Below are 18,856 nucleotides of genomic sequence, written 5' to 3' on the forward strand. Positions count from 1 at the left end.
GGCGGAGTCGAGAGCAATCCGGCGAAACAGGGGAGACGGGGCATGACGGTCACGCAGAGCGAACCGGTGACGAGCGGCGCGGCAGCGACCGCCGAACGGCCGGTGCGGGTCCGCGACTGCAGCACCCCGCCGCCCCCGCACCCCAAGCCCACCGGCCAGGACCGGTACACGATCAGCGAGGTGGCGGAGCACACCGGGCTCAGCGCCCACACCCTCCGCTGGTACGAGCGGATAGGGCTGATGCCGCACGTGGACCGTACGCACACCGGTCAGCGCCGCTTCACCAACCGCGATCTGGACTGGCTGGGCCTGGTCACCAAGCTGCGGCTGACCGGCATGCCGGTCGCCGACATGGTCCGCTACGCCGAGCTGGTCCGTGCGGGCGAGAGCACCTTCGCCGCGCGTGAGGAGCTGCTGACCGCGCACCGCGAGGACGTGCGGCAGCGCATAGCGGAGCTGCAGGGCACGCTGGACGTACTCGACCACAAGATCAACATCTACGCCGACGCCCGGCGGGCGTCCGAGAGGTTCTGAGGTCCTAATGGGTAGCGAGAAGATCGAGACGGTCGAGCTGGGCACCGGCGGCCCGCGGGTCGGAGTGCAGGGCCTCGGCTGTATGGGCATGAGTTTCGCCTACGGCCCCACGGACGCCGACGAGGCGCGGGCCACCCTGGAGCGCGCGCTGGAACTGGGCGTGACGCTCTACGACACCGCCGACATGTACGGCCGGGGGGAGAACGAGAAGTTCATCGCCCCGTTCATCCGGGCGCACCGCGACGAGGTCGTGCTGGCCACCAAGTTCGCCATCGCGCCCGACCCGGACTTCCCGGACGACCCGTACCGGCGCATCATCCGCAACGACCGCGCGTACATCCGCCAGGCCGTCGAAGGCAGCCTCAAGCGTCTGGGCGTCGACGAGATCGACCTCTATTACATGCACCGCCGCACCCCTGACGTCCCCCTGGAGGAGTCGATCGGGGCGATGGCCGAACTGGTCGCCGAGGGCAAGGTCAAGCACCTGGGGCTGAGCGAGGTGACCGGCAGCGAACTGCGCGCGGCGCACGCCATCCACCCGATCGCGGCCGTCCAGTCCGAGTGGTCCCTCTTCAGCCGGGACATCGAGGCCGGCGTGGTGCCGGCCGCGGCCGAGCTCGGCGTCGGCCTGGTGCCCTACTCGCCGCTCGGCCGCGGCTTCCTGACCGGCGCGTTCGTGCACGCCGACCAGGAGCTGGGCGCGGACGACTTCCGCCGAACCCAGCCGCGCTTCACCGGCGACAACGCGGCCGCCAACGCCGCGCTGCTGGAGCCGGTCCGCACGGTCGCCGACGCCCACGGCGCCACGCCCGGCCAGATCGCCCTGGCCTGGGTGCAGCAGCAGGCCGCCGTACGCGGCCTGGCCGTCGTCCCGATCCCCGGCACCCGCAAGCGGCACCGCGTCGAGGAGAACACCGCCGCCACCCGGATCCGGCTCACCGACGACGAACTGGCCCTGCTGGAGCCGATCGCCGACAAGGTGGCGGGCGACCGCTACGCGGACATGACGCACACGTCGGCGGGGCGGGAGTAGTTCCGGCGCTGGGCGGGGCGTGTCCGGCGGACCGGCCCGGAGGGATCCGGGTGGTCCGGCCGGCACGCCCCGGGCGGCCGGTCCCCGGGCCGGCGCGCCCCGGTCCGCGGTCCCCGGGCTGTAGGCCCCTGGGCAGCCGGTCGTCGGACACCCGGTTCCGGGCCGGCGCGCCCGGGCCCTACGCCAGGCCCAGCGCGAACGCCGCGAACGCGGTGGCCAGGAGGGCGGCGAGGGCCCGGCGGGCCCGGGTGACGCCCGTCCAAGGGGCCTCGAAACGGCGGGTGTTGCGGCCGATCAGCAGCAGCGCGACGGCGAAGACCGGCAGCCAGGCGAGCCGGGCGAGGACCCACCCCGGCGTGACGGGCGCGACGGTCAGACCCGGCACCGCTCCGAGGAAGGACGCGGGCACCGCCGCCGACAGCATCGCCGTCTGGTGCCAGCACAGGATCGTCATCGCCGACAGGTTGACGACCACGACCGGCGCCCACAGGGCGGGCCGGCGCAGGAGCCGGGCGATCCGGTCCCGGAGCAGGATCGCGGCACCGGACTGGGCCGCGGCCAGCGCCAGCACCAGCAGCGACGGCGGATGCGAGTTCGTGCGGTCCTGGCCCGGGACGCCGACCATGCTCGCCGGGTAGTGGAAGAACAGCAGCAGCGCCGCGAACAGCGCCGCCCCGCCGAACAGCAGCGTCCAGGCGGCGCGTCGGCCGAGCCGCCGCTCGCCCCAGGAGACGCCGAGCTGATAGGCGAACATCCAGCCGGGGAGCAGGTTCAGCAGACTCAGCCAGGACGGCATGGCATCGGCGAACGGCCCGTAGCGCAGGAAGTCCACCGCCGCCACGGCCACCAGCAGCGGCGCGGCCGCCCAGGCTCCCATACGGCGCGCCGCGCGGACGCAGTACGGCGTCAGCGCGGTGATCACCGCGTACACGCCGACGAACCACAGCGGCTGGATCACCAGCGTCGCGCCGGTCCGCAGGGTCGCCTCCGGCACGCCCACACCGTGGAGCAGCGGCAGCAGCGCCGCCCATACGGCCGTCACGCCGAGCACCGGCCGGCCCAGCCTGACGAGCCGTCCGCGCAGCCAGCCGCCGACAAACTCGCCGCGCCCGATCGCACGCCGGTAGGACAGCACCGAGGAATGGCCGCCTACCAGGAAGAAGATGCCGAGCATCTGCAGCACCCAACTGGCGGGCGCGAGAAGGCCCAAGGTGGTCAGCGGACTGGCGTTGTGGAGCGCACCGCCGGAGTCCAGGGTGAAGCCGCCGAGCAGCCAGTGGCCGGTGGGTACCGCGAGCAGCGCGAGCGCGCGCAGCCCGTCGATCGCCCGGTCCCGCTCCACGGGGGTACGCGCCTCGATGGCGCGGACGGCTGAGCGGACGGTGGATGGAGTTGTGGTTTTCATGGGTGTCCTTGGCCTCTGCGTCCTGAAGATGGGTGGTGCAGTGGTGCCTTGAAGGTGCGGGGTGCTGGGGGCAGGGGGCAGGGGGCAGGGGGCAGGGGGCAGGGGGCAGGGGGCCGGGTACGGAGTACGGGGCCCGGGGGCGGGGTACGGGGGCCCGGGGTGCCTTGGCGCCGTGCGATGTCACCCGCCGCCTGTTGCCCCGCCGCCTGCTGCCTGCCGCGTGCACACGTCAGCTGACCTGGCCGTACCGGCCCAGCACGATGGCCGCGAAGTTCTGCAACGAGTCCGTACCGGGGGCGAAGTAGCCGGTGTGGCCCTCGGCCCGTTCCGCGGAGACGTGCCGGGCGCCGAAGGCGGGGTCGGTGGGGTCCGCGCCGTGACCGAGGCCCAGCAGCTCGACGTTCGGTACGTCGCCGATCCAGTCGGTCGCGTCCCGGGCCGCCCAGACCCGGGCGGAGGTGTGCAGCTCCGTCACGTCGTCCCGGCGCATACCGGGGGAGCCGAACACGACCAGGTCGGCGATGCGGCCCTGACCGCCCAGCCACGGCACCGCCAGTCCGCAGACCACCGACCCGTAGCTGTGGCACAGCAGGGCCGGTGCCGGGACGCCGGTGGCCGTCAGACCGGACAGGAAACGGGCCAGTCGGGGCGCGCCGGCCTCGGCGAGCCGGCCGGTCGCGGCGTCCGGCCCGATGCCGACCGGGGTGGTGTACCCGACCCAGGCGATGACGGCGGTACCGGTCCCGGGCGCGTCGGCGGCCAGCTGCGTACGCAGCGACCTGGCCATCCCGGTCGGCGTGCCGTACGGGTCCCTGCTGCGGTCGAACGACGCCAGGTCGATGTCCGAGCCCGGCACGATCACGGCGATGTGGCGTGCGGTCGTCAAGTCTCCGTGCACCTCGGCCACTTGGCCGCGCCCCCGCGGATCGAAGGCGAGGATCCGACGGCCGGGCCTGAGCAGCGCGGCGCACCGGTCGGCCGCCTTCCTGGCCTGCTGGTGGTCCTGGAGGGTGCCGGCCGGATCGGTGGCACGGGCCAGCTGACGGGTTCGTTCGGCCTTCAGGGCAAGGGAGTTGGCGGTGTACCGCAAGGCGATCGGGGCGCCGTCGAGATTGCCCACGACGAGCGGGTGGCGGACGGCGAGCGCCTGCTGCCGGGCGTCGGTCAGCGAGGCGAAGAAGCGGGCGACGGCGGCGGGTCGGGCGGTGGCCGGATCCGGCAGCCGCACGCCGAGGGAGTGGTCGGCGCGCCAGGCGGCGGCGCCGGGCGGCGGGCCGGTGACGGCGGTCTGCGCGGAACCGGCCGCCCAGCCGCCGGTTCCGGCGGCCACGGTCACCGCGAGCGCGGCGGTGATCAGCGTGCGCTTGCTGCGTCGAGCGACGGTGCGCAGCACGGACATGGTGTGTCTCCCTCTCCCATTGGCGTGGCGGGGGAAAGGTAGGGAGACGGTGTAGGACGCGGCGTCACACCGCGGTGCCAACTCCCGGGTGATACCGGGGTAGGGGGTCCGCCACGGCACTCGTCCTCAGGAAGGAGCACGGACGGGCGGGGACCAGGGACGCAGGGCAGTAGGTGGCCGCGCAGGGCCGCAGGTGGCGCGTAGGGGTGCGCTGGCCGGCAGCCGGGGTGCGGTGACGGGGCGCGGCCCCTGCCGCAGGCCCCGCGAGGGCCGGCAACCGGGGCCGCCGAGACCGTACCGTTCCCGCCTGCCGCTCTAGCCACCACTCCCCGGGGACACCAGCCCCGACTCGTACGCGAAGATCACGGCCTGGGCGCGGTCCCGTAGTTCCAGCTTGGCCAGCACCCGCCCGATGTGGGTCTTCACGGTCTGCTCGGCGAGGATCAGCGCCTCGGCGATCTCCTGGTTCGACAGACCACGGGCGATCAGCTCCAGCACCTCGGTCTCCCGCGGGGTCAGGCCGTTCAGCCGCAGCGAGGCGCGGTCCTTACGGGGGGCCGGCCGCTGGCGGGCGAAATCGGCGATCAGCCGACGGGTCACCGACGGCGCCAGCAGCGCCTCCCCGGCCGCCACCACGCGCACCGCGGATATCAGATCGGCCGGTGGGGCGTCCTTGAGCAGGAAGCCCGAGGCCCCCGCGCGCAATGCCTCGTAGACGTAGTCGTCGACGTCGAAGGTGGTCAGCATGAGCACCTTCGGGCGGTGGGTGACGCCGGGCGGCGGACTGAGCAGGCGCCGGGCCGCCTCCAGCCCGTCCATCTCCGGCATCCGGACGTCCATCAGCACCACATCGGGGTGCGTCCGACGGCTCAGCTCCACCCCTTGCACACCGTCCGGGGCGTCGCCCACCACATCGATGTCGCTCTGCGCGGCGAGCAGTGCGGCGAACCCCGCGCGCACCATGGCCTGGTCGTCGACGATGATCACGCGCGTGGTCATGAAGAGCCGGAATCCTTCTCTGAGAGGGGAGATGCCGAGGGGGAGACGGAAAGGCCGGAGGCGGGGCTACCGGGCGCCGGGTCGCCGGGTGCCGCGGTGCCGGGCGCGGGGGCGAGGGGGAGCTGTGCCGCGACCCGGAAGCCGCCGTCGGGCAGGGGACCGGTGTCGAGCGAACCGGCCACCAGCCGCACCCGCTCCCGCATCCCGACCAGACCGTGGCCGGTCCCGGACGTCTCCAGCGGCGCGGAGGGTGCGGACGGCACGGGCGGGGCGGAGTTGACGATCAGCACCGTCAGCCGGGTGCGGTCCGCGCTCGTGACGACCGACACCCGGGTCTGTGCGCCGGGGGCGTGCCGCACCACATTGGCCAGCGCCTCCTGCACGATGCGGTACGCCGACAGATCCACCGCCGGTTCGAGCACCACCGGCTCCTTCGGCAGTACCAACTCCACCGGCACACCGGCCCGTACGGTCCCCTCCACCAGCTTCGGCAGCATCGCCACCCCGGGCTGCGGGGTCTTCTCCGGGCCGCCGCCCTGCCGTTCCGTCTCCTCACTGCGCAGCACACCGAGCAGCCGGCGCATCTCCGCCAGGGACTCGCGCGCGGTCGCGGCTATCGACCCGAACTCCTCCTCCGCCTCCTTGGGTATCCCGCTGATGCGGTACGGAGCGCTGTCCGCCTGGACCGTGATCACCGACATGTGGTGGGCGACCACGTCGTGCAGCTCGCGGGCGATCCGGGTGCGTTCCTCCAGGAGCGTACGGCGGGCGCGTTCGGCCTCGCTGATGGTCTCCTGCTCGATCAACTTCCGCTGTGCATCGCCTCGTTCGCGCAGGGTGGCGCCCATCAGCAGCATCACGCCGGCGAGCACGAACGTCAGCACCCAGGTGCTCTGGCTGCGCTCCGGGGTCATCGTCTCGGAGAGTATTCCGGCGAAGCCGGTCGTCAGCCAGACGGCTATCAGGGTGCGCCGGCGCTCGCGCAGGGACAGCGCCAGCATCAGTGCGAGATAGCCGACGATCGCCGGGGGCGTCCAGGGCCAGGCGCGGTCCGCCACGCCGTCGACCACCGTGAGCCCCAGGGCGCAGAGGACATCCGCGGCGAAGATCACCCACCAGGCCTGCAGCGGCCGGGTCACGGCCAGCATCAAGGGCACCGTCTGGGCGATGGCGAGCGCGCCGGCCCAGCCGCCGTGCATGCCGTAGTCGTTGCCGAGGACGTTGATGGTCGTCGGCAGCAAGGACACCGTGAACGTGAAGGCGACGAGATACGGCACCCGGCGCAGCCAGCGGTTCTGCACACCGGCGAACAGGGGGATGCCGGGCTCGGTCGGGGTGCCGAGCTCGACGGCGAGGATGCGCAGCGCCTGCCGTGCGGCGCGCAGCGCTCTCGACCGGGCCGGCTCGCGCTCGGCGCTGCGGGCCGCCTCGGGGGCTGGGGTGGGGGATCGTCCGTTCATTGCGAAGTCAATGTAAGCGGACCGCCGGGACCCGGGCGTCATACCACGGGTCGGCCTTCGGACCCGTACCACGGTATGACCCACCGCGGTACGACACCGCGCATACGCCCCGCGTGGAGACGGCCGTCCTGCGGGCGGCCGGGACCCGAACTCCTACAGCTCCGCGAGCAGTTCGGCCTTCTTCGCGCTGAACTCGTCGTCCGTCAGCAGCCCGGCCCCGTGCAGCTCGCCCAGGTGCCGTATCCGGTCCGCGATGTCCGCCGGGTCCCGGCGGGCGTCCCCGGCCCGGCGGCACACCGGCTCGCGCTCCGCGGTCTCCTGCTCCGGCCCGGCGGCGCGCACGGCCTGCAGCACCGCGGCGGCGAACGGCAGGGACTCGTGGACCGGGCCGTACCCCAGCCCGAACACCACGGCGGCCGGGTCCTGATCGGCCTCGCCCTTCCCCGGCTCGGCCGCCCCGCGTTCCAGCAGCCGGAGGTAGCCGTTGAAGATCTCCGGCGAGCGCCATTCGACGCCGGCCAACTCGCCCACCGGGAAGGTCTGGTCGCCGCACTTCCACTTGGCCGACGACGCGCCCGTCCAGAACCAGCGGAAGGCGACCGAGCGGCCGTCGAAGGACGCCTTGCCGTCGTACGCCTTGAAGTGGAGCGGAGGTTCCGGCGCGGTCACCAGATGACGCTCGGCGGGTTCCTTGGCGTCGGGGCCCAGCGCCGTGCGCAGTTCGTCGGCGTAGAACTCGGCCAGCGTCTCGCGCTCGGCCGGCAGCACCAGCCGGTACGGGTCGGCCTCCTCCTTGAGCTGCCCGTTCGCCGCCTCCATCAGGGGGTCGGCGCCGGGCCGGGGCACGGCGCGCAGCACCACCGTGCCGCGTCTGCCCTCGATCACCTCGACGGAGCTCAGCGCCTCGTACGGAATGCGTCGCTCGCCGAGCGCCTGGAAGAGCTTCGGCCTGCGGATCCCCCGTTCGAAGCGGATGAGTACCGAGTCTGTGTCGAACTCCCAGACGGCATGAAAACCGGCCAGCACATCACCCATGTGGCTCATCGTATGCGGGCGGTTGCCCGCCCGTCCCCCTTCCGGACACCTCGAAGGCGCCTGCCGGAACTACGCGCGTCATGGGCCGCCGGCCCCGCCGCTTCCGGCCCTTGTTCCCTTGACGCGCCCGCTGCTGAGGACGGTTCCCGTCGGCCCGGCCCGTCCCCGGGCGCCGGGCCGCGCCGGCGGGAACCGGCCGTTTCTGCGGGGGAGATCAGGCCAGGCCCGTGCTGCAGTGCGGATCGTCGGTCGCGCAGTCCACCGAGTCGAGCGCCCCGACCCCGACGAGCGCGAAGTTGCGCAGGCTGCGGGTGCCGGGAGCGAAGTAGCCGGCGTGCCCGACGGCGCCGTCGGCGGACAGGATCCGGGAGCCGAAGGACGGATCGACCGGGTCGGCGCCGTGGCCGAGCCCGCCGACCTCCAGGTACGGCACGTCCTGGATCCAGTCGTCGGAGTCCCGCATCGCCCAGACCCGGGCGCGGGTACCGAGGCCGGAGAGGCTTTCCGCCCGCATGCCGGGGCTGCCCGCGACCGCGATGTCCTCGACGTTCGCCGGCAGGCGCCGGGCGGCGACGCCGCACACCACCGAGCCGTAGCTGTGGCAGAACAGCGAGACGGTGTCGGAGGACGGCAGTGACTTCACCAGGGCGCGCAGCCGGACCGCGCCGGCCTCGGCGAGCTTCCCGGTGGCGGCCTCGACACCGAGGCCGGACGGCGTGGTGTAGTCGGCCCAGGCGATGACAGCCGTCCGCACACCCGGCTTGGCCGCGCGCTCGGCTTCGTAGAGGGAGCGCGCCATGCCGACGGGCGCGGCGGTGGCCCGCGCCGTCCGCTCGAAGGTCGCCAGGTTGGTGTCCACACCGGGCACCACTACGGAGACCCGCTTCGCCGCCGGGAGGCTGCCGAAGACCTCCGCGGCCCGGCCGCCGCCGGCCGGATCGAAGGCGAGGATCTGCCGTCCGCGGCTCATCATCGACTCGAAGCGGTGCATCAGCCGGCCGGCTTCCTGGCGGCCCACGGGCGTCAGCCGGCGGTCGCCCATCCGCCGCTGCTCCACGGCGCGGGCGTCGTCGATCGCCATCCGGTTGGCCCGGTAGCGCAGGGATACGGGGGCGCCGCCCATGTTGCCGACGACCAGCGGATAGCGGGTGGCGAGCCGCTGCTTCTGGGCGCCGGTGAGCGTGCCGAAGAAGGCCCGCAGGGTGGCCGGGGAGGCGTTGGGGTCGGGCAGCGGGCGCCCGAGGAAGGTGGCGTGCTTCCAGGCGCTTCTCGCCGTGGCCAGGGGGTTGGCGTCGTCCTTGGTGCCTCTGACGGCCGTCCAGCCGGTCATGGCGAGCATCACGAACACCACCGCCAAGGCGAGCGCCGCACGCCAGGCGGTGGACTGCAGAAAACCGGAGGAGGGGCCCAGGCCCGGGAAGGAAGTCACCGCGGGCCACCCTAGGAGACAGGGCAGGCCAGCTGCCGGGCCCGTGAGTGATATCACGTTTCGCGGCGGGTATTTCGACCAAACCGGACATGAATTGCCGATTTCTCGCGCTCAGTCGTGCAGAAGCCGTCTCATCATGCGATTAATGGGTTGCTCAACGATGGCTGTCCGTTACGGGCAGTTGCGGGCGATACGGCCTCAGCGGGCGGAACGCCAGTCGCCGCCGATCGCCGGCTGGATGTGATCCAGATAAGACCGGGTCAGCGCGCGGATGGACGCCACGCTGCAGTCCGCGCCCTCGCCCCACACCTTGCCGGCCACCCGCATCACCCCGCAGAACGCGGCGACCAGCACCCGCGGCCGCGGATCGGCGTCGACGTCCAGCCCCTCCCGCCGGGCGATCAACTCCGCTATCCGCTCCTCCACTTCGGATGAGCGTCGCAGGTGGGAGGCGATCAGGGTGGGCGTGGACTCGATCATCCGGTACGTCCGCATGTGCAGCTCCACCGGGATCACCGACTCGATGGCGCTGCCGATGTCGTCCCACGCCACCATCACCGCGTTGCGCAGTGCGGTCAGCGGATCCTCGGAGGCGGGGCGCGCGGTCAGCTCGTCGAGGAAGCGGGCCTCGACCATCTCCTGGACCGCGAAGGCCACGTCCTCCTTGTTGGCGAAGTACCGGAAGTACGTCCTCTGGGAGACGTCCACCGCCTCGGCGATCTCGTCGACGGTCGTCTCTTCGAAGCCCTGCTCCGTGAAGAGTTCGAGCGCCGCGCGGATCAGGGCGTCACGGGTGCGCTGCTTCTTGCGTTCGCGCAGTCCGCCTCCGGGGGCCGTCTGCGGCGTCGAGGTGGCCATCCTGCGCCGCCTTTCCGTGGTGTTCTCGCTGCTCAGGTTACCTGTGAGGGAGATGACAGTTACCGACTCATGAATCGCTTTGTCAATTGTCAGTCGCTGACATTACCCTTCGGGTATGAGTTCTCAGACCCCGGTCGCCCACGCCGCGCCGGAACTTCCCGTACCGGAGCCCCCGAGGGGGCTGCGAGGCCATCCGTGGCTGACCCTCTTCTCCGTCGCCATCGGCGTCATGATGGTGGCCCTGGACGGCACGATCGTCGCCATCGCCAACCCGGCGATCAAGGAAGATCTCAACGCCTCGTTCGGCGACGTGCAGTGGATCACCAACGGCTACATGCTCGCCCTGGCCGTCTCGCTGATCACGGCCGGAAAGCTCGGTGACCGCTTCGGTCACCGGCAGACCTTCCTCATAGGCATCATCGGTTTCGCCGCCGCCTCCGGAGCCATCGGCTTCTCCAGCCAGGTCACGCTGGTCATCGTCTTCCGCGTGCTCCAGGGCCTGTTCGGGGCGCTGCTGATGCCCGCCGCCCTCGGACTGCTGCGCGCCACCTTCCCGGCCGAGAAGCTCAACATGGCGATCGGCATCTGGGGCATGGTCATCGGCGCCTCCACCGCCGGCGGCCCCATAGTGGGCGGACTGCTGGTCGAGCACGTCAACTGGCAGTCCGTGTTCTTCATCAACGTCCCGGTCGGCGTGCTGGCCCTGGTCCTCGGCCTGGTGATCCTCAAGGACCACCGCGCGGAGAACGCCCCCCGTTCGTTCGACGTCCCCGGCATCGTGCTGCTCTCCGCCGCGATGTTCTGCCTCATCTGGCCGCTGATCAAGGCGACGGACTGGGGCTGGGGCGACATGAAGACCTGGGGCTTCCTGATCGGGGCCGTGGTCCTGTTCGCGCTGTTCGCCCTCCTGGAGACCAAGGTCCGCGAACCGCTCATCCCGCTGCGGATGTTCCGCTCCGTGCCGCTCACCGCCGGCACGATCCTGATGGTGCTGATGGCCTTCGCCTTCATGGGCGGCCTGTTCTTCGTGACGTTCTACCTGCAGAACGTCCACGGCATGAAGCCCGTGGACAGCGGTCTGCACCTCCTCCCGCTCACCGGCATGATGATCGTCGGCTCCCCGGTGGCGGGTGCCCTGATCACCAAGTTCGGCCCGCGCATCCCGCTGGTCGGCGGCATGGTCCTCACCGCGGTCGCCATGTACGGCATGTCCGGGCTGGACACCGCCACCGGCACCGGGCCGATGTCCGTCTGGTTCGCGCTGCTCGGCCTCGGACTCGCGCCCGTCATGGTCGGCGCCACCGAGGTCATCGTCGGCAACGCGCCCCTGGAGCTCTCCGGCGTCGCCGGCGGTCTCCAGCAGGCCGCCATGCAGGTCGGCGGCAGCCTCGGTACGGCCGTGCTCGGCGCGGTGATGGCCTCCCGCGTGGAGAACGACCTGCCGGGCAAGTGGCAGTCGGCCGGCCTCCCGCCGATCCCGCCCGCCCAGATGCCGAAGGTCTCCGACGCCGTCTCGGCCGGTATCGCACCGGTCCCGAAGCACACCCCGCCGGAGTTCGCGCAGAAGATCACCTCGGTCGCGCACGACACCTTCGTGTCCGGCATGGGCCTGGCCTTCACCGTCGCCTGCGGTGTCGCGGTCGTCGCGGCGGTCGTCGCGCTCTTCACCAAGCGCGGTGCGAACGCCGAGGCGGGAGCCGGCGTCGGCCACATCTGACCCGGGCGGCCCGGGCACGTGAGCGCCCCGGGCCCACCCCGTATCACCCGGCGCGCGGCCGGTCGAGGCAGTCCTCGGCGGGCCGCGCGCCGTCGCGTACGCAGCCGTCGCGCACGCCGCCTTCCCCGCGCGCCATCGCCGCCCCGTCGCGCACGCCGCCCGTGCCGGCCCGTCGCGCGGAACTGGCACCCGCCGCGTCAACCCCCCGCTCCGGGCCGCCGTACGGCCCATCGGCCGCGGGCCAAGCGGCAGTTGGCCCCTTCCGGAACGCCGAATCCCTCATCCTGGTGAGCCGGTCCGGGAACCGACCCGGCCCCTGCGCGCATTACAGGTGACGCCCTTGGCGCCGCTCCCGGCAGAAGGCCGCGAAGAACGGTTTCGGCGGACCGCTCGGCCGGCCCGAGCCACGTCAACCTGGTACGCCGCAGCGCCGTTTCGGTCCGGTCCGCTTGTCCACATACCTGATCCGGGTGGTGGACCCGGCCGGGCCTTGGCAACCGCCCCGCGGCCCGGCGAAGGTCGATGACGAACCCGCCGCGGGCAGCCGCCCGCCGCGGAACGTCACGTACCTCACGGGGGAGAGATTCCTATGCGTCTGCGTCTGCGTCCGCACACGTCCGCCACCACCACCGCCACCGCGCTGTTCACCGGCCTCGCCACCCTGGCCGCCGTGCTTACCCTGCCGTCCGCGCTCGGCACCGTCCCCGCGCACGCGGCCACCACCGGCCGCACCGCCGCGGCCTCGGGGGAGTGCGCGGCGGGGCAGCTGTGCCTCTGGCCGAGGGCGGACTTCGCCGGCAAGCGGCGGACCTTCGAGCTGTCCGACACGGACATCGAGAGCTGCATCCCGTTGCCCAAGGGCATCAGCGCCGCCTCGTTCGCCAACCGGATGGGCCGGCCGGTCACCACCTACCAGAGCGCGGAGTGCGCCGAGACCGCCGAGTACAACACCTACCCCGGCGGCGGCACCTGGGTGCCCCGATCCCCTTACCAGGTAAGGGCGTTCAAGGTGTGGGAGCGATGAACCGCGCACCGCAGCCGCCACCGCGAGCCGCCGGCCCGCCGGGCCGCACACCACCGCGCCCCCCGGCCGGTGGAGGACACCGGCCGGGGGGCGCGACGGAAGCGGTGCGGCGGCAGGCCGCGGGAGGATCAGGCGTCGCCGCCGGCCTCACCCGCGTCGGCGGCCGCGACGTCCAGGAGCTGGTAGCGGTCGATGGCCTGCTTCAGCAGGGAACGGTCGACCTTGCCCTCCTTGGCGAGCTCGGTGAGCACGCTCAGGACGATGGACTGCGCGTCGATGTGGAAGAAGCGACGGGCAGCGCCACGGGTGTCCGCGAAGCCGAAGCCGTCGGCGCCCAGCGACTGGTACGTACCGGGGACCCAGCGGGAGATCTGGTCCGGGACGGAACGCATCCAGTCCGAGACCGCGACCTTCGGGCCCTCGGCGCCCTGCAGCTTCTGCGTCACGTACGGGACGCGCTGCTCCTCCTCCGGGTGCAGCAGGTTGTGCTCCTCGACCTCCACCGCGTCGCGGCGCAGTTCGTTCCAGGAGGTCGCCGACCACACGTCGGCCTTGACGTTCCACTCGTCCGCGAGGATCTGCTGGGCCTCGATCGCCCACGGCACCGCGACGCCGGAGGCGAGGATCTGGGCGGCGTGCTCGCCCTTCTCACCGGGCTTGATGCGGTGCAGACCCTTGAGGATGCCCTCGACGTCGACGTCGGCCGGCTCCGCGGGGTGCACGATCGGCTCGTTGTAGACGGTCAGGTAGTAGAAGACGTCCTCGGAGTTCTCGCCGTACATCCGCCGCAGACCGTCCTTGACGATGTGGGCGATCTCGTAGCCGTAGGCCGGGTCGTAGGCGACACAGGCCGGGTTCGTCGAGGCGAGCAGCTGGGAGTGGCCGTCGGCGTGCTGGAGGCCCTCACCGGTCAGCGTCGTACGACCCGCGGTGGCGCCGAGCACGAAACCGCGCGCGAGCTGGTCGGCCATCTGCCAGAACTGGTCACCGGTGCGCTGGAACCCGAACATCGAGTAGAAGACGTAGACCGGGATCAGCGGCTCGCCGTGCGTGGCGTAGGCGGAGCCCGCCGCGATCAGCGAGGCCGTGCAGCCCGCCTCGGTGATGCCGTCGTGCAGCATCTGGCCGGTCGGCGACTCCTTGTAGGCCAGGAGCAGTTCGCGGTCCACCGACTCGTACTGCTGGCCCAGCGGGTTGTAGATCTTGGCCGACGGGAAGAACGCGTCCATGCCGAAGGTGCGGTACTCGTCGGGCGCGATCGGCACGAAGCGCTTGCCGATCTCCTTGTCCCGCATCAGGTCCTTCAGGATGCGGACGAACGCCATGGTCGTGGCGATCTTCTGCTGGCCCGAGCCCTTCTTGGCGCCCGCGTAGGCCTTGTCGTCCGGCAGCTGCAGCGGCTCGGCCCGCACGACACGGGTGGGCACGTACCCGCCCAGCGACTTGCGGCGGTCGTGCATGTACTGGATCTCTTCGGAGTCCCGGCCCGGGTGGTAGTACGGCGGCAGGCCGTCCTCCAGGTCCTTGTCCGGGATCGGCAGGTGCAGCCGGTCGCGGAAGCCCTTGAGGTCGTCGACCGTCAGCTTCTTCATCTGGTGGGTCGCGTTGCGGCCCTCGAAGTTCGGGCCGAGCGTCCAGCCCTTGACGGTCTGCGCGAGGATCACGGTCGGCTGGCCCTTGTGCGCCTTGGCCGCCGCATAGGCCGCGTAGATCTTCTTGTGGTCGTGACCGCCGCGGCCCAGGTGCAGGATCTGGTCGTCGGTCATGTTCTCGACCATCTTCCGCAGGCGGTGGTCGTCGCCGAAGAAGTGCTCGCGGATGTACGCGCCGGTCTCGGTCGCGTACGTCTGGAACTGGCCGTCGGGGGTGCTGTTGAGCTTGTTGACCAGGATGCCGTCGCGGTCCTGCGCGAGCAGCGGGTCCCAGCTGCGGTCCCAGACCAGCTTGATGACGTTCCAGCCGGCGCCGCGGAACTGCGACTCCAGCTCCTGCATGATCTTGCCGTTGCCGCGGACCGGGCCGTCCAGGCGCTGCAGGTTGCAGTTCACGACGAAGGTCAGGTTGTCCAGGCCCTCCCGGGCGGCGATGGACAGCTGGCCGAGCGACTCGGGCTCGTCCATCTCGCCGTCGCCGAGGTAGGCCCACACGTGCGACTTGGAGGTGTCGGCGATGCCGCGGGCCTCCATGTAGCGGTTCATCCGGGCCTGGTAGATCGCACCGAGCGGGCCGAGGCCCATCGAGACGGTCGGGAACTCCCAGAAGTCCGGCATCAGCCGCGGGTGCGGGTAGCTGGACAGGCCGTTGGGGGCCTTGGACTTCTCCTGGCGGAAGGCGTCCAGCTGGGCCTCGCTCAGCCGGTCCAGCAGGAACGCGCGGGCGTAGACACCGGGCGAGGCGTGGCCCTGGAAGAAGATCTGGTCGCCGCCGTCACCCTCGTCCTTGCCCCGGAAGAAGTGGTTGAAGCCCACGTCGTAGAGGGAGGCGGAGGACGCGAAGGTGGCGATGTGGCCGCCGACGCCGATCCCGGGGCGCTGGGCGCGGGACACCATCACGGCGGCGTTCCACCGGGTCGCATTGAGGATCTTGCGCTCGATCTCCTCGTTGCCGGGGAAGAACGGCTCGTCCTTCGTCGCGATGGTGTTGACGTAGTCCGTGCTGCGCATCTCCGGCACGGCCACGCGCTTCTCGCGGGCCCGCTCGATCAGCCGGAGCATGAGATAGCGGGCACGTTCCCGGCCTCGCTCGTCGACGGCCGCGTCGAGCGAGTCGAGCCATTCCTGGGTCTCTTCGGGATCGAAGTCCGGGACCTGGCTGGGAAGGCCGCCAATGATGATCGGGTTGCGATCGGATCCGGAAGCCACGCTGTTCCTTCGTGTTCGGGTCGTGTCGTGCTCCGCACGCTATTCATGCCGTGCACGGGACGAATGCTGTCTCTGCCTTGGTGTCGCGCCGTCTTCCATCGTGTACCGAGCCACAGCGATACGTCACCTCTACCGATGGGTAACCATCCGCTGAGAGATGGCGCTGAAAAGGCCGATTTCTCAGGTCGGCCAAATCGCAACCATACGCCCACGCCGAAAGTGCTTCGCGTACGGACGTACGCTCTCCGAAATGAGATCCGGTGCCGGGCCCGGCCACCCCCCGAAGGGACCAGTCACGCGCGACTACCCGATAAACCCCGCAGAACGCTGTGGTGTGAATCACTTCACCCTGTCTCCCGGGGGTCGCGGTTGCGGCGAGACGCCGCCAAACGTCACCGTTTCGGCGGTCTGGACCGCCGGGTACTTGCGCGATCCGCCCGGCCCGTGTGGACTACGCCCAATGCTCCGCGCACGCGCGGAGTCCCCGAGCATTTTCCGAAACATGACAGGAGGCAATCCGTGAGCGCGACCGCGGACCACGCGGAGGAGCGGACCAACCCTGCCGCCAGGCTGGGGTTCGAGCCCGGACAGGTGGTCCAGGAGATCGGCTACGACGATGACGTCGACCAGGATCTCCGCGAAGCCATTGAGACCGTGATCGGCCAGGATCTCGTCGACGAGGACTACGACGATGTGGCCGACGTCGTTCTGCTGTGGTTCCGCGATGAAGACGGCGACCTCACGGACGCGCTGGTGGATGCCATCGGTCTGATCGACGAGGGCGGCCAGATCTGGCTGATGACGCCCAAGACCGGCCGTGACGGCTACATCGAGCCCAGCGACATCAACGAAGCCGCGCAGACCGCGGGCCTGTCGCAGACCCGCAGCATCAACGCGGGCAAGGACTGGACCGGCAGCCGGCTGGTCACGCCCAAGTCCGGCAAGCGCTGAGCCGCGGGCCTCTCATCCGCCACCGAGCCCCCTCCGCCCTGTTCCGGAGGGGGCTCGGCCCCGCTCAGGTCGGGTCCCCGACCAGGTGCCCCGGCGCGTAGGGTGGTCGCGTTCTGTTGAGCGTGAGCGGAAGGGAAGCACCCCCATGGCGATCGAGGTCGGCACGAAGGCTCCGGATTTCGAGCTGAAGAACCAGCACGGCGAGCTGGTCAAGCTCTCCGACTTCCGCGGCGAGAAGGCCGTCGTCCTCCTCTTCTACCCCTTCGCCTTCACCGGCGTGTGCACCGGCGAGCTGTGCGCCCTCCGCGACGAGCTGCCGAAGTTCGTCAACGACGACGTCCAGCTGCTGGCCGTCTCCAACGACTCCCCGTTCTCGCTGCGCGTCTTCGCCGAGCAGGAGGGCCTGGAGTACCCGCTGCTGTCGGACTTCTGGCCGCACGGCGAGGCCTCCCGCGCCTACGGCGTCTTCGACGAGGAGAAGGGCTGCGCGGTGCGCGGCACCTTCGTCATCGACAAGGAGGGCGTGGTCCGCTGGACGGTCGTCAACGGCCTGCCCGACGCCCGCGACCTGAACGACTACGTCAAGGCCCTCGAAGCCCTCTGAACCGGGGCGCTCTCCCACCCGCCGGAGCACGCCGCGCCGACATCCGCAGCGATCCAGGTGCGATATCTGCAATCGGTGGGAACCGGTCACTAGGATCAATTCGTTGATCCGATGCCATGCACGATGGGGGCGCAAATCTTTACGTACCCCTCGAATCTACGGGAGGACTCGTGGGAGTCAGCCTCAGCAAGGGCGGCAACGTCTCGCTGACGAAGGAAGCCCCCAATCTGACCGCGGTCGTCGTCGGTCTGGGCTGGGACGCGCGTACCACCACCGGTACGGACTTCGACCTGGATGCCAGCGCCCTGCTGACGAACGACCAGGGCAAGGTGGCCAACGACCAGAACTTCGTGTTCTTCAACAACCTGAAGAGCCCCGACGGTTCGGTCGAACACACCGGTGACAACATCACCGGTGAGGGCGAGGGCGACGACGAGCAGATCAAGGTGAACCTCGCCGCCGTTCCCGCCGATGTCGCCAAGATCGTCTTCCCGGTGTCGATCTACGACGCCGAGACCCGCCAGCAGAGCTTCGGCCAGGTCCGCAACGCCTTCATCCGCGTGGTCAACCAGGCCGACAACAACGAGCTGGCGCGCTACGACCTGAGCGAGGACGCCTCGACCGAGACCGCCATGGTCTTCGGCGAGCTGTACCGCAACGGCGCGGAGTGGAAGTTCCGCGCGATCGGCCAGGGCTACGCCTCGGGCCTGCGCGGCATCGCCCAGGACTTCGGCGTCAACGTCTGACCGGCCCCGAGCCGATCGCCGACGTTCGGCCGGGCAAGTGCCGCAGTGGCGGCCGCCCGGCCGGGAGAGTGACCGCGCCCGGCGCCGTACGCCCCGTCCGGGGAGTGCGGCGCCGGGCGCGCGTGGAAGGAGCCGGGCCGCGCCAGGGCGGGCCCGTACGACACCGGGGAGGAAGCGAACGATGAGTGTCACGCTCGCCAAGGGGGGCAATGTCTCCCTGTCCAAGGCCGCGCCGAATCTCACCCAGATCATGGTGGGCCTCGGCTGGGACGCGCGGTCCACGACCGGCGCGCCCTTCGATCTCGACGCCAGCGCGCTGCTGTGCCGGTCGGGCCGGGTGCTGGGCGACGAGTACTTCGTCTTCTACAACAACCTCAAGAGCCCCGAGGGCTCCGTGGAGCACACCGGTGACAACCTCACCGGTGAGGGCGACGGCGACGACGAGTCGATCCTGGTGGACCTCTCGCAGGTGCCCGAACAGGTCGACAAGATCGTCTTTCCGGTCTCGATCCATGAGGCGGATCTGCGCGGCCAGAGTTTCGGCCAGGTCAGCAATGCCTTCATCCGGATCGTGAATCAGGCCGACGGCAGTGAACTCGCCCGTTACGACCTGAGTGAGGACGCATCGAGTGAAACCGCAATGATCTTCGGCGAGGTGTACCGCCACAACGGCGAATGGAAGTTCCGGGCAGTAGGACAGGGGTACGCGTCGGGTCTCCGGGGCATCGCTCTAGACTTCGGGGTCAACGTTTCGTAAAGCGCCGCGCGCTGCGCGCGGGGGACCCACACAGCGAGGGATTG

General features: G+C 71.0%; 16 protein-coding genes. 8 read left to right on the plus strand and 8 right to left on the minus strand.

The genetic code is table 11. The features are described from left to right. The first annotated feature begins 42 nt into the window (after positions 1 to 42). Together AB0G35_RS04780 and AB0G35_RS04785 are read left to right on the plus strand one after the other, a co-directional pair. Positions 43 to 534, plus strand: coding sequence for a MerR family transcriptional regulator (locus AB0G35_RS04780; protein ID WP_360943650.1), 492 nt, complete (start codon positions 43 to 45; stop codon positions 532 to 534). A 7-nt stretch (positions 535 to 541) separates the two neighbouring features. After that, entirely contained in the window at positions 542 to 1,567 is a 1,026-nt protein-coding gene (locus AB0G35_RS04785; protein WP_360943653.1) for an aldo/keto reductase, read from the plus strand. 178 nt (positions 1,568 to 1,745) lie between these two features. Here AB0G35_RS04785 and AB0G35_RS04790 read toward each other — a convergent pair whose 3' ends face one another. The 7 genes from AB0G35_RS04790 to AB0G35_RS04820 form a co-directional block, all read right to left on the minus strand. Further along, the gene (locus AB0G35_RS04790) at positions 1,746 to 2,972 is read right to left on the minus strand and encodes an acyltransferase (RefSeq protein ID WP_360943656.1); all 1,227 of its coding nucleotides are present in this window, start codon (positions 2,970 to 2,972) and stop codon (positions 1,746 to 1,748) included. A gap of 229 nt (positions 2,973 to 3,201) precedes the next feature. Further along, positions 3,202 to 4,371 carry an alpha/beta hydrolase gene (locus AB0G35_RS04795; protein WP_360943659.1) on the minus strand — a complete coding sequence of 390 codons (1,170 nt, stop codon included), beginning with the start codon at positions 4,369 to 4,371 and terminating at the stop codon, positions 3,202 to 3,204. Positions 4,372 to 4,686: 315 nt separating this feature from the next. Further along, positions 4,687 to 5,370 (minus strand): response regulator transcription factor, encoded by a 684-nt coding sequence (locus tag AB0G35_RS04800; RefSeq protein ID WP_360943662.1) that lies wholly within the window; start codon positions 5,368 to 5,370, stop codon positions 4,687 to 4,689. Beyond that, the gene (locus AB0G35_RS04805; protein ID WP_360943665.1) at positions 5,367 to 6,830 is read right to left on the minus strand and encodes a sensor histidine kinase; all 1,464 of its coding nucleotides are present in this window, start codon (positions 6,828 to 6,830) and stop codon (positions 5,367 to 5,369) included. Before AB0G35_RS04805 ends, AB0G35_RS04800 begins: the two co-directional genes overlap by 4 nt. A gap of 153 nt (positions 6,831 to 6,983) precedes the next feature. Continuing rightward, complete coding sequence (locus tag AB0G35_RS04810; RefSeq protein WP_360943668.1) at positions 6,984 to 7,865, minus strand: DUF4429 domain-containing protein; 882 nt, start codon at positions 7,863 to 7,865, stop codon at positions 6,984 to 6,986. Between the two features lie 214 nt (positions 7,866 to 8,079). Further along, positions 8,080 to 9,294: an alpha/beta hydrolase gene (locus tag AB0G35_RS04815; protein WP_360943671.1), complete on the minus strand. Its 1,215-nt coding sequence runs from the start codon at positions 9,292 to 9,294 to the stop codon at positions 8,080 to 8,082. A 198-nt stretch (positions 9,295 to 9,492) separates the two neighbouring features. Continuing rightward, the gene (locus AB0G35_RS04820; RefSeq protein ID WP_360943674.1) at positions 9,493 to 10,152 is read right to left on the minus strand and encodes a TetR/AcrR family transcriptional regulator; all 660 of its coding nucleotides are present in this window, start codon (positions 10,150 to 10,152) and stop codon (positions 9,493 to 9,495) included. A 115-nt stretch (positions 10,153 to 10,267) separates the two neighbouring features. Between AB0G35_RS04820 and AB0G35_RS04825 the strand changes: the two genes are divergently transcribed. Further along, positions 10,268 to 11,869, plus strand: a complete 1,602-nt coding sequence (locus AB0G35_RS04825; protein WP_360943677.1) for an MFS transporter — start codon at positions 10,268 to 10,270, stop codon at positions 11,867 to 11,869. 589 nt (positions 11,870 to 12,458) lie between these two features. Further along, on the plus strand, positions 12,459 to 12,893 hold the full coding sequence (locus AB0G35_RS04830) for a peptidase inhibitor family I36 protein (protein WP_360943680.1): 435 nt from the start codon (positions 12,459 to 12,461) through the stop codon (positions 12,891 to 12,893). 128 nt (positions 12,894 to 13,021) lie between these two features. Here the strand turns inward: AB0G35_RS04830 and aceE are convergent, their stop codons facing one another. Next, the gene (aceE, locus tag AB0G35_RS04835) at positions 13,022 to 15,754 is read right to left on the minus strand and encodes a pyruvate dehydrogenase (acetyl-transferring), homodimeric type (RefSeq protein WP_360943683.1); all 2,733 of its coding nucleotides are present in this window, start codon (positions 15,752 to 15,754) and stop codon (positions 13,022 to 13,024) included. Positions 15,755 to 16,273: 519 nt separating this feature from the next. On the opposite strand from aceE, the gene AB0G35_RS04840 reads away from it, so the two are divergent. The 4 genes from AB0G35_RS04840 (at position 16,274) to AB0G35_RS04855 (ending at position 18,812) form a co-directional block, all read left to right on the plus strand. Beyond that, a complete protein-coding gene (locus tag AB0G35_RS04840) occupies positions 16,274 to 16,705 on the plus strand; it encodes a DUF3052 domain-containing protein (RefSeq protein WP_030414571.1) in 432 nt (143 codons plus the stop codon). A gap of 145 nt (positions 16,706 to 16,850) precedes the next feature. After that, the gene (locus AB0G35_RS04845) at positions 16,851 to 17,309 is read left to right on the plus strand and encodes a peroxiredoxin (RefSeq protein WP_030806072.1); all 459 of its coding nucleotides are present in this window, start codon (positions 16,851 to 16,853) and stop codon (positions 17,307 to 17,309) included. Between the two features lie 170 nt (positions 17,310 to 17,479). Further along, positions 17,480 to 18,055, plus strand: a complete 576-nt coding sequence (locus AB0G35_RS04850) for a TerD family protein (protein ID WP_033268713.1) — start codon at positions 17,480 to 17,482, stop codon at positions 18,053 to 18,055. A gap of 181 nt (positions 18,056 to 18,236) precedes the next feature. Further along, positions 18,237 to 18,812 (plus strand): TerD family protein, encoded by a 576-nt coding sequence (locus AB0G35_RS04855; RefSeq protein ID WP_360943688.1) that lies wholly within the window; start codon positions 18,237 to 18,239, stop codon positions 18,810 to 18,812. The last annotated feature ends 44 nt before the right edge of the window (positions 18,813 to 18,856 follow it).

Source organism: Streptomyces sp. NPDC021749 (assembly GCF_040640655.1).
Lineage (GTDB): Bacteria > Actinomycetota > Actinomycetes > Streptomycetales > Streptomycetaceae > Streptomyces.

What these genes read in the sequence shown, in the direction of transcription:
- AB0G35_RS04805 (WP_360943665.1), bottom strand. Translation starts at nt 6,830, where the DNA reads ATGAACGGACGATCCCCCACCCCAGCCCCCGAGGCGGCCCGCAGCGCC.
- AB0G35_RS04790 (WP_360943656.1), bottom strand. Translation starts at nt 2,972, where the DNA reads ATGAAAACCACAACTCCATCCACCGTCCGCTCAGCCGTCCGCGCCATC.
- AB0G35_RS04780 (WP_360943650.1), top strand. Translation starts at nt 43, where the DNA reads ATGACGGTCACGCAGAGCGAACCGGTGACGAGCGGCGCGGCAGCGACC.
- AB0G35_RS04795 (WP_360943659.1), bottom strand. Translation starts at nt 4,371, where the DNA reads ATGTCCGTGCTGCGCACCGTCGCTCGACGCAGCAAGCGCACGCTGATC.
- AB0G35_RS04830 (WP_360943680.1), top strand. Translation starts at nt 12,459, where the DNA reads ATGCGTCTGCGTCTGCGTCCGCACACGTCCGCCACCACCACCGCCACC.
- AB0G35_RS04845 (WP_030806072.1), top strand. Translation starts at nt 16,851, where the DNA reads ATGGCGATCGAGGTCGGCACGAAGGCTCCGGATTTCGAGCTGAAGAAC.
- AB0G35_RS04785 (WP_360943653.1), top strand. Translation starts at nt 542, where the DNA reads ATGGGTAGCGAGAAGATCGAGACGGTCGAGCTGGGCACCGGCGGCCCG.
- AB0G35_RS04825 (WP_360943677.1), top strand. Translation starts at nt 10,268, where the DNA reads ATGAGTTCTCAGACCCCGGTCGCCCACGCCGCGCCGGAACTTCCCGTA.
- AB0G35_RS04800 (WP_360943662.1), bottom strand. Translation starts at nt 5,370, where the DNA reads ATGACCACGCGCGTGATCATCGTCGACGACCAGGCCATGGTGCGCGCG.
- AB0G35_RS04855 (WP_360943688.1), top strand. Translation starts at nt 18,237, where the DNA reads ATGAGTGTCACGCTCGCCAAGGGGGGCAATGTCTCCCTGTCCAAGGCC.
- AB0G35_RS04820 (WP_360943674.1), bottom strand. Translation starts at nt 10,152, where the DNA reads ATGGCCACCTCGACGCCGCAGACGGCCCCCGGAGGCGGACTGCGCGAA.
- AB0G35_RS04810 (WP_360943668.1), bottom strand. Translation starts at nt 7,865, where the DNA reads ATGGGTGATGTGCTGGCCGGTTTTCATGCCGTCTGGGAGTTCGACACA.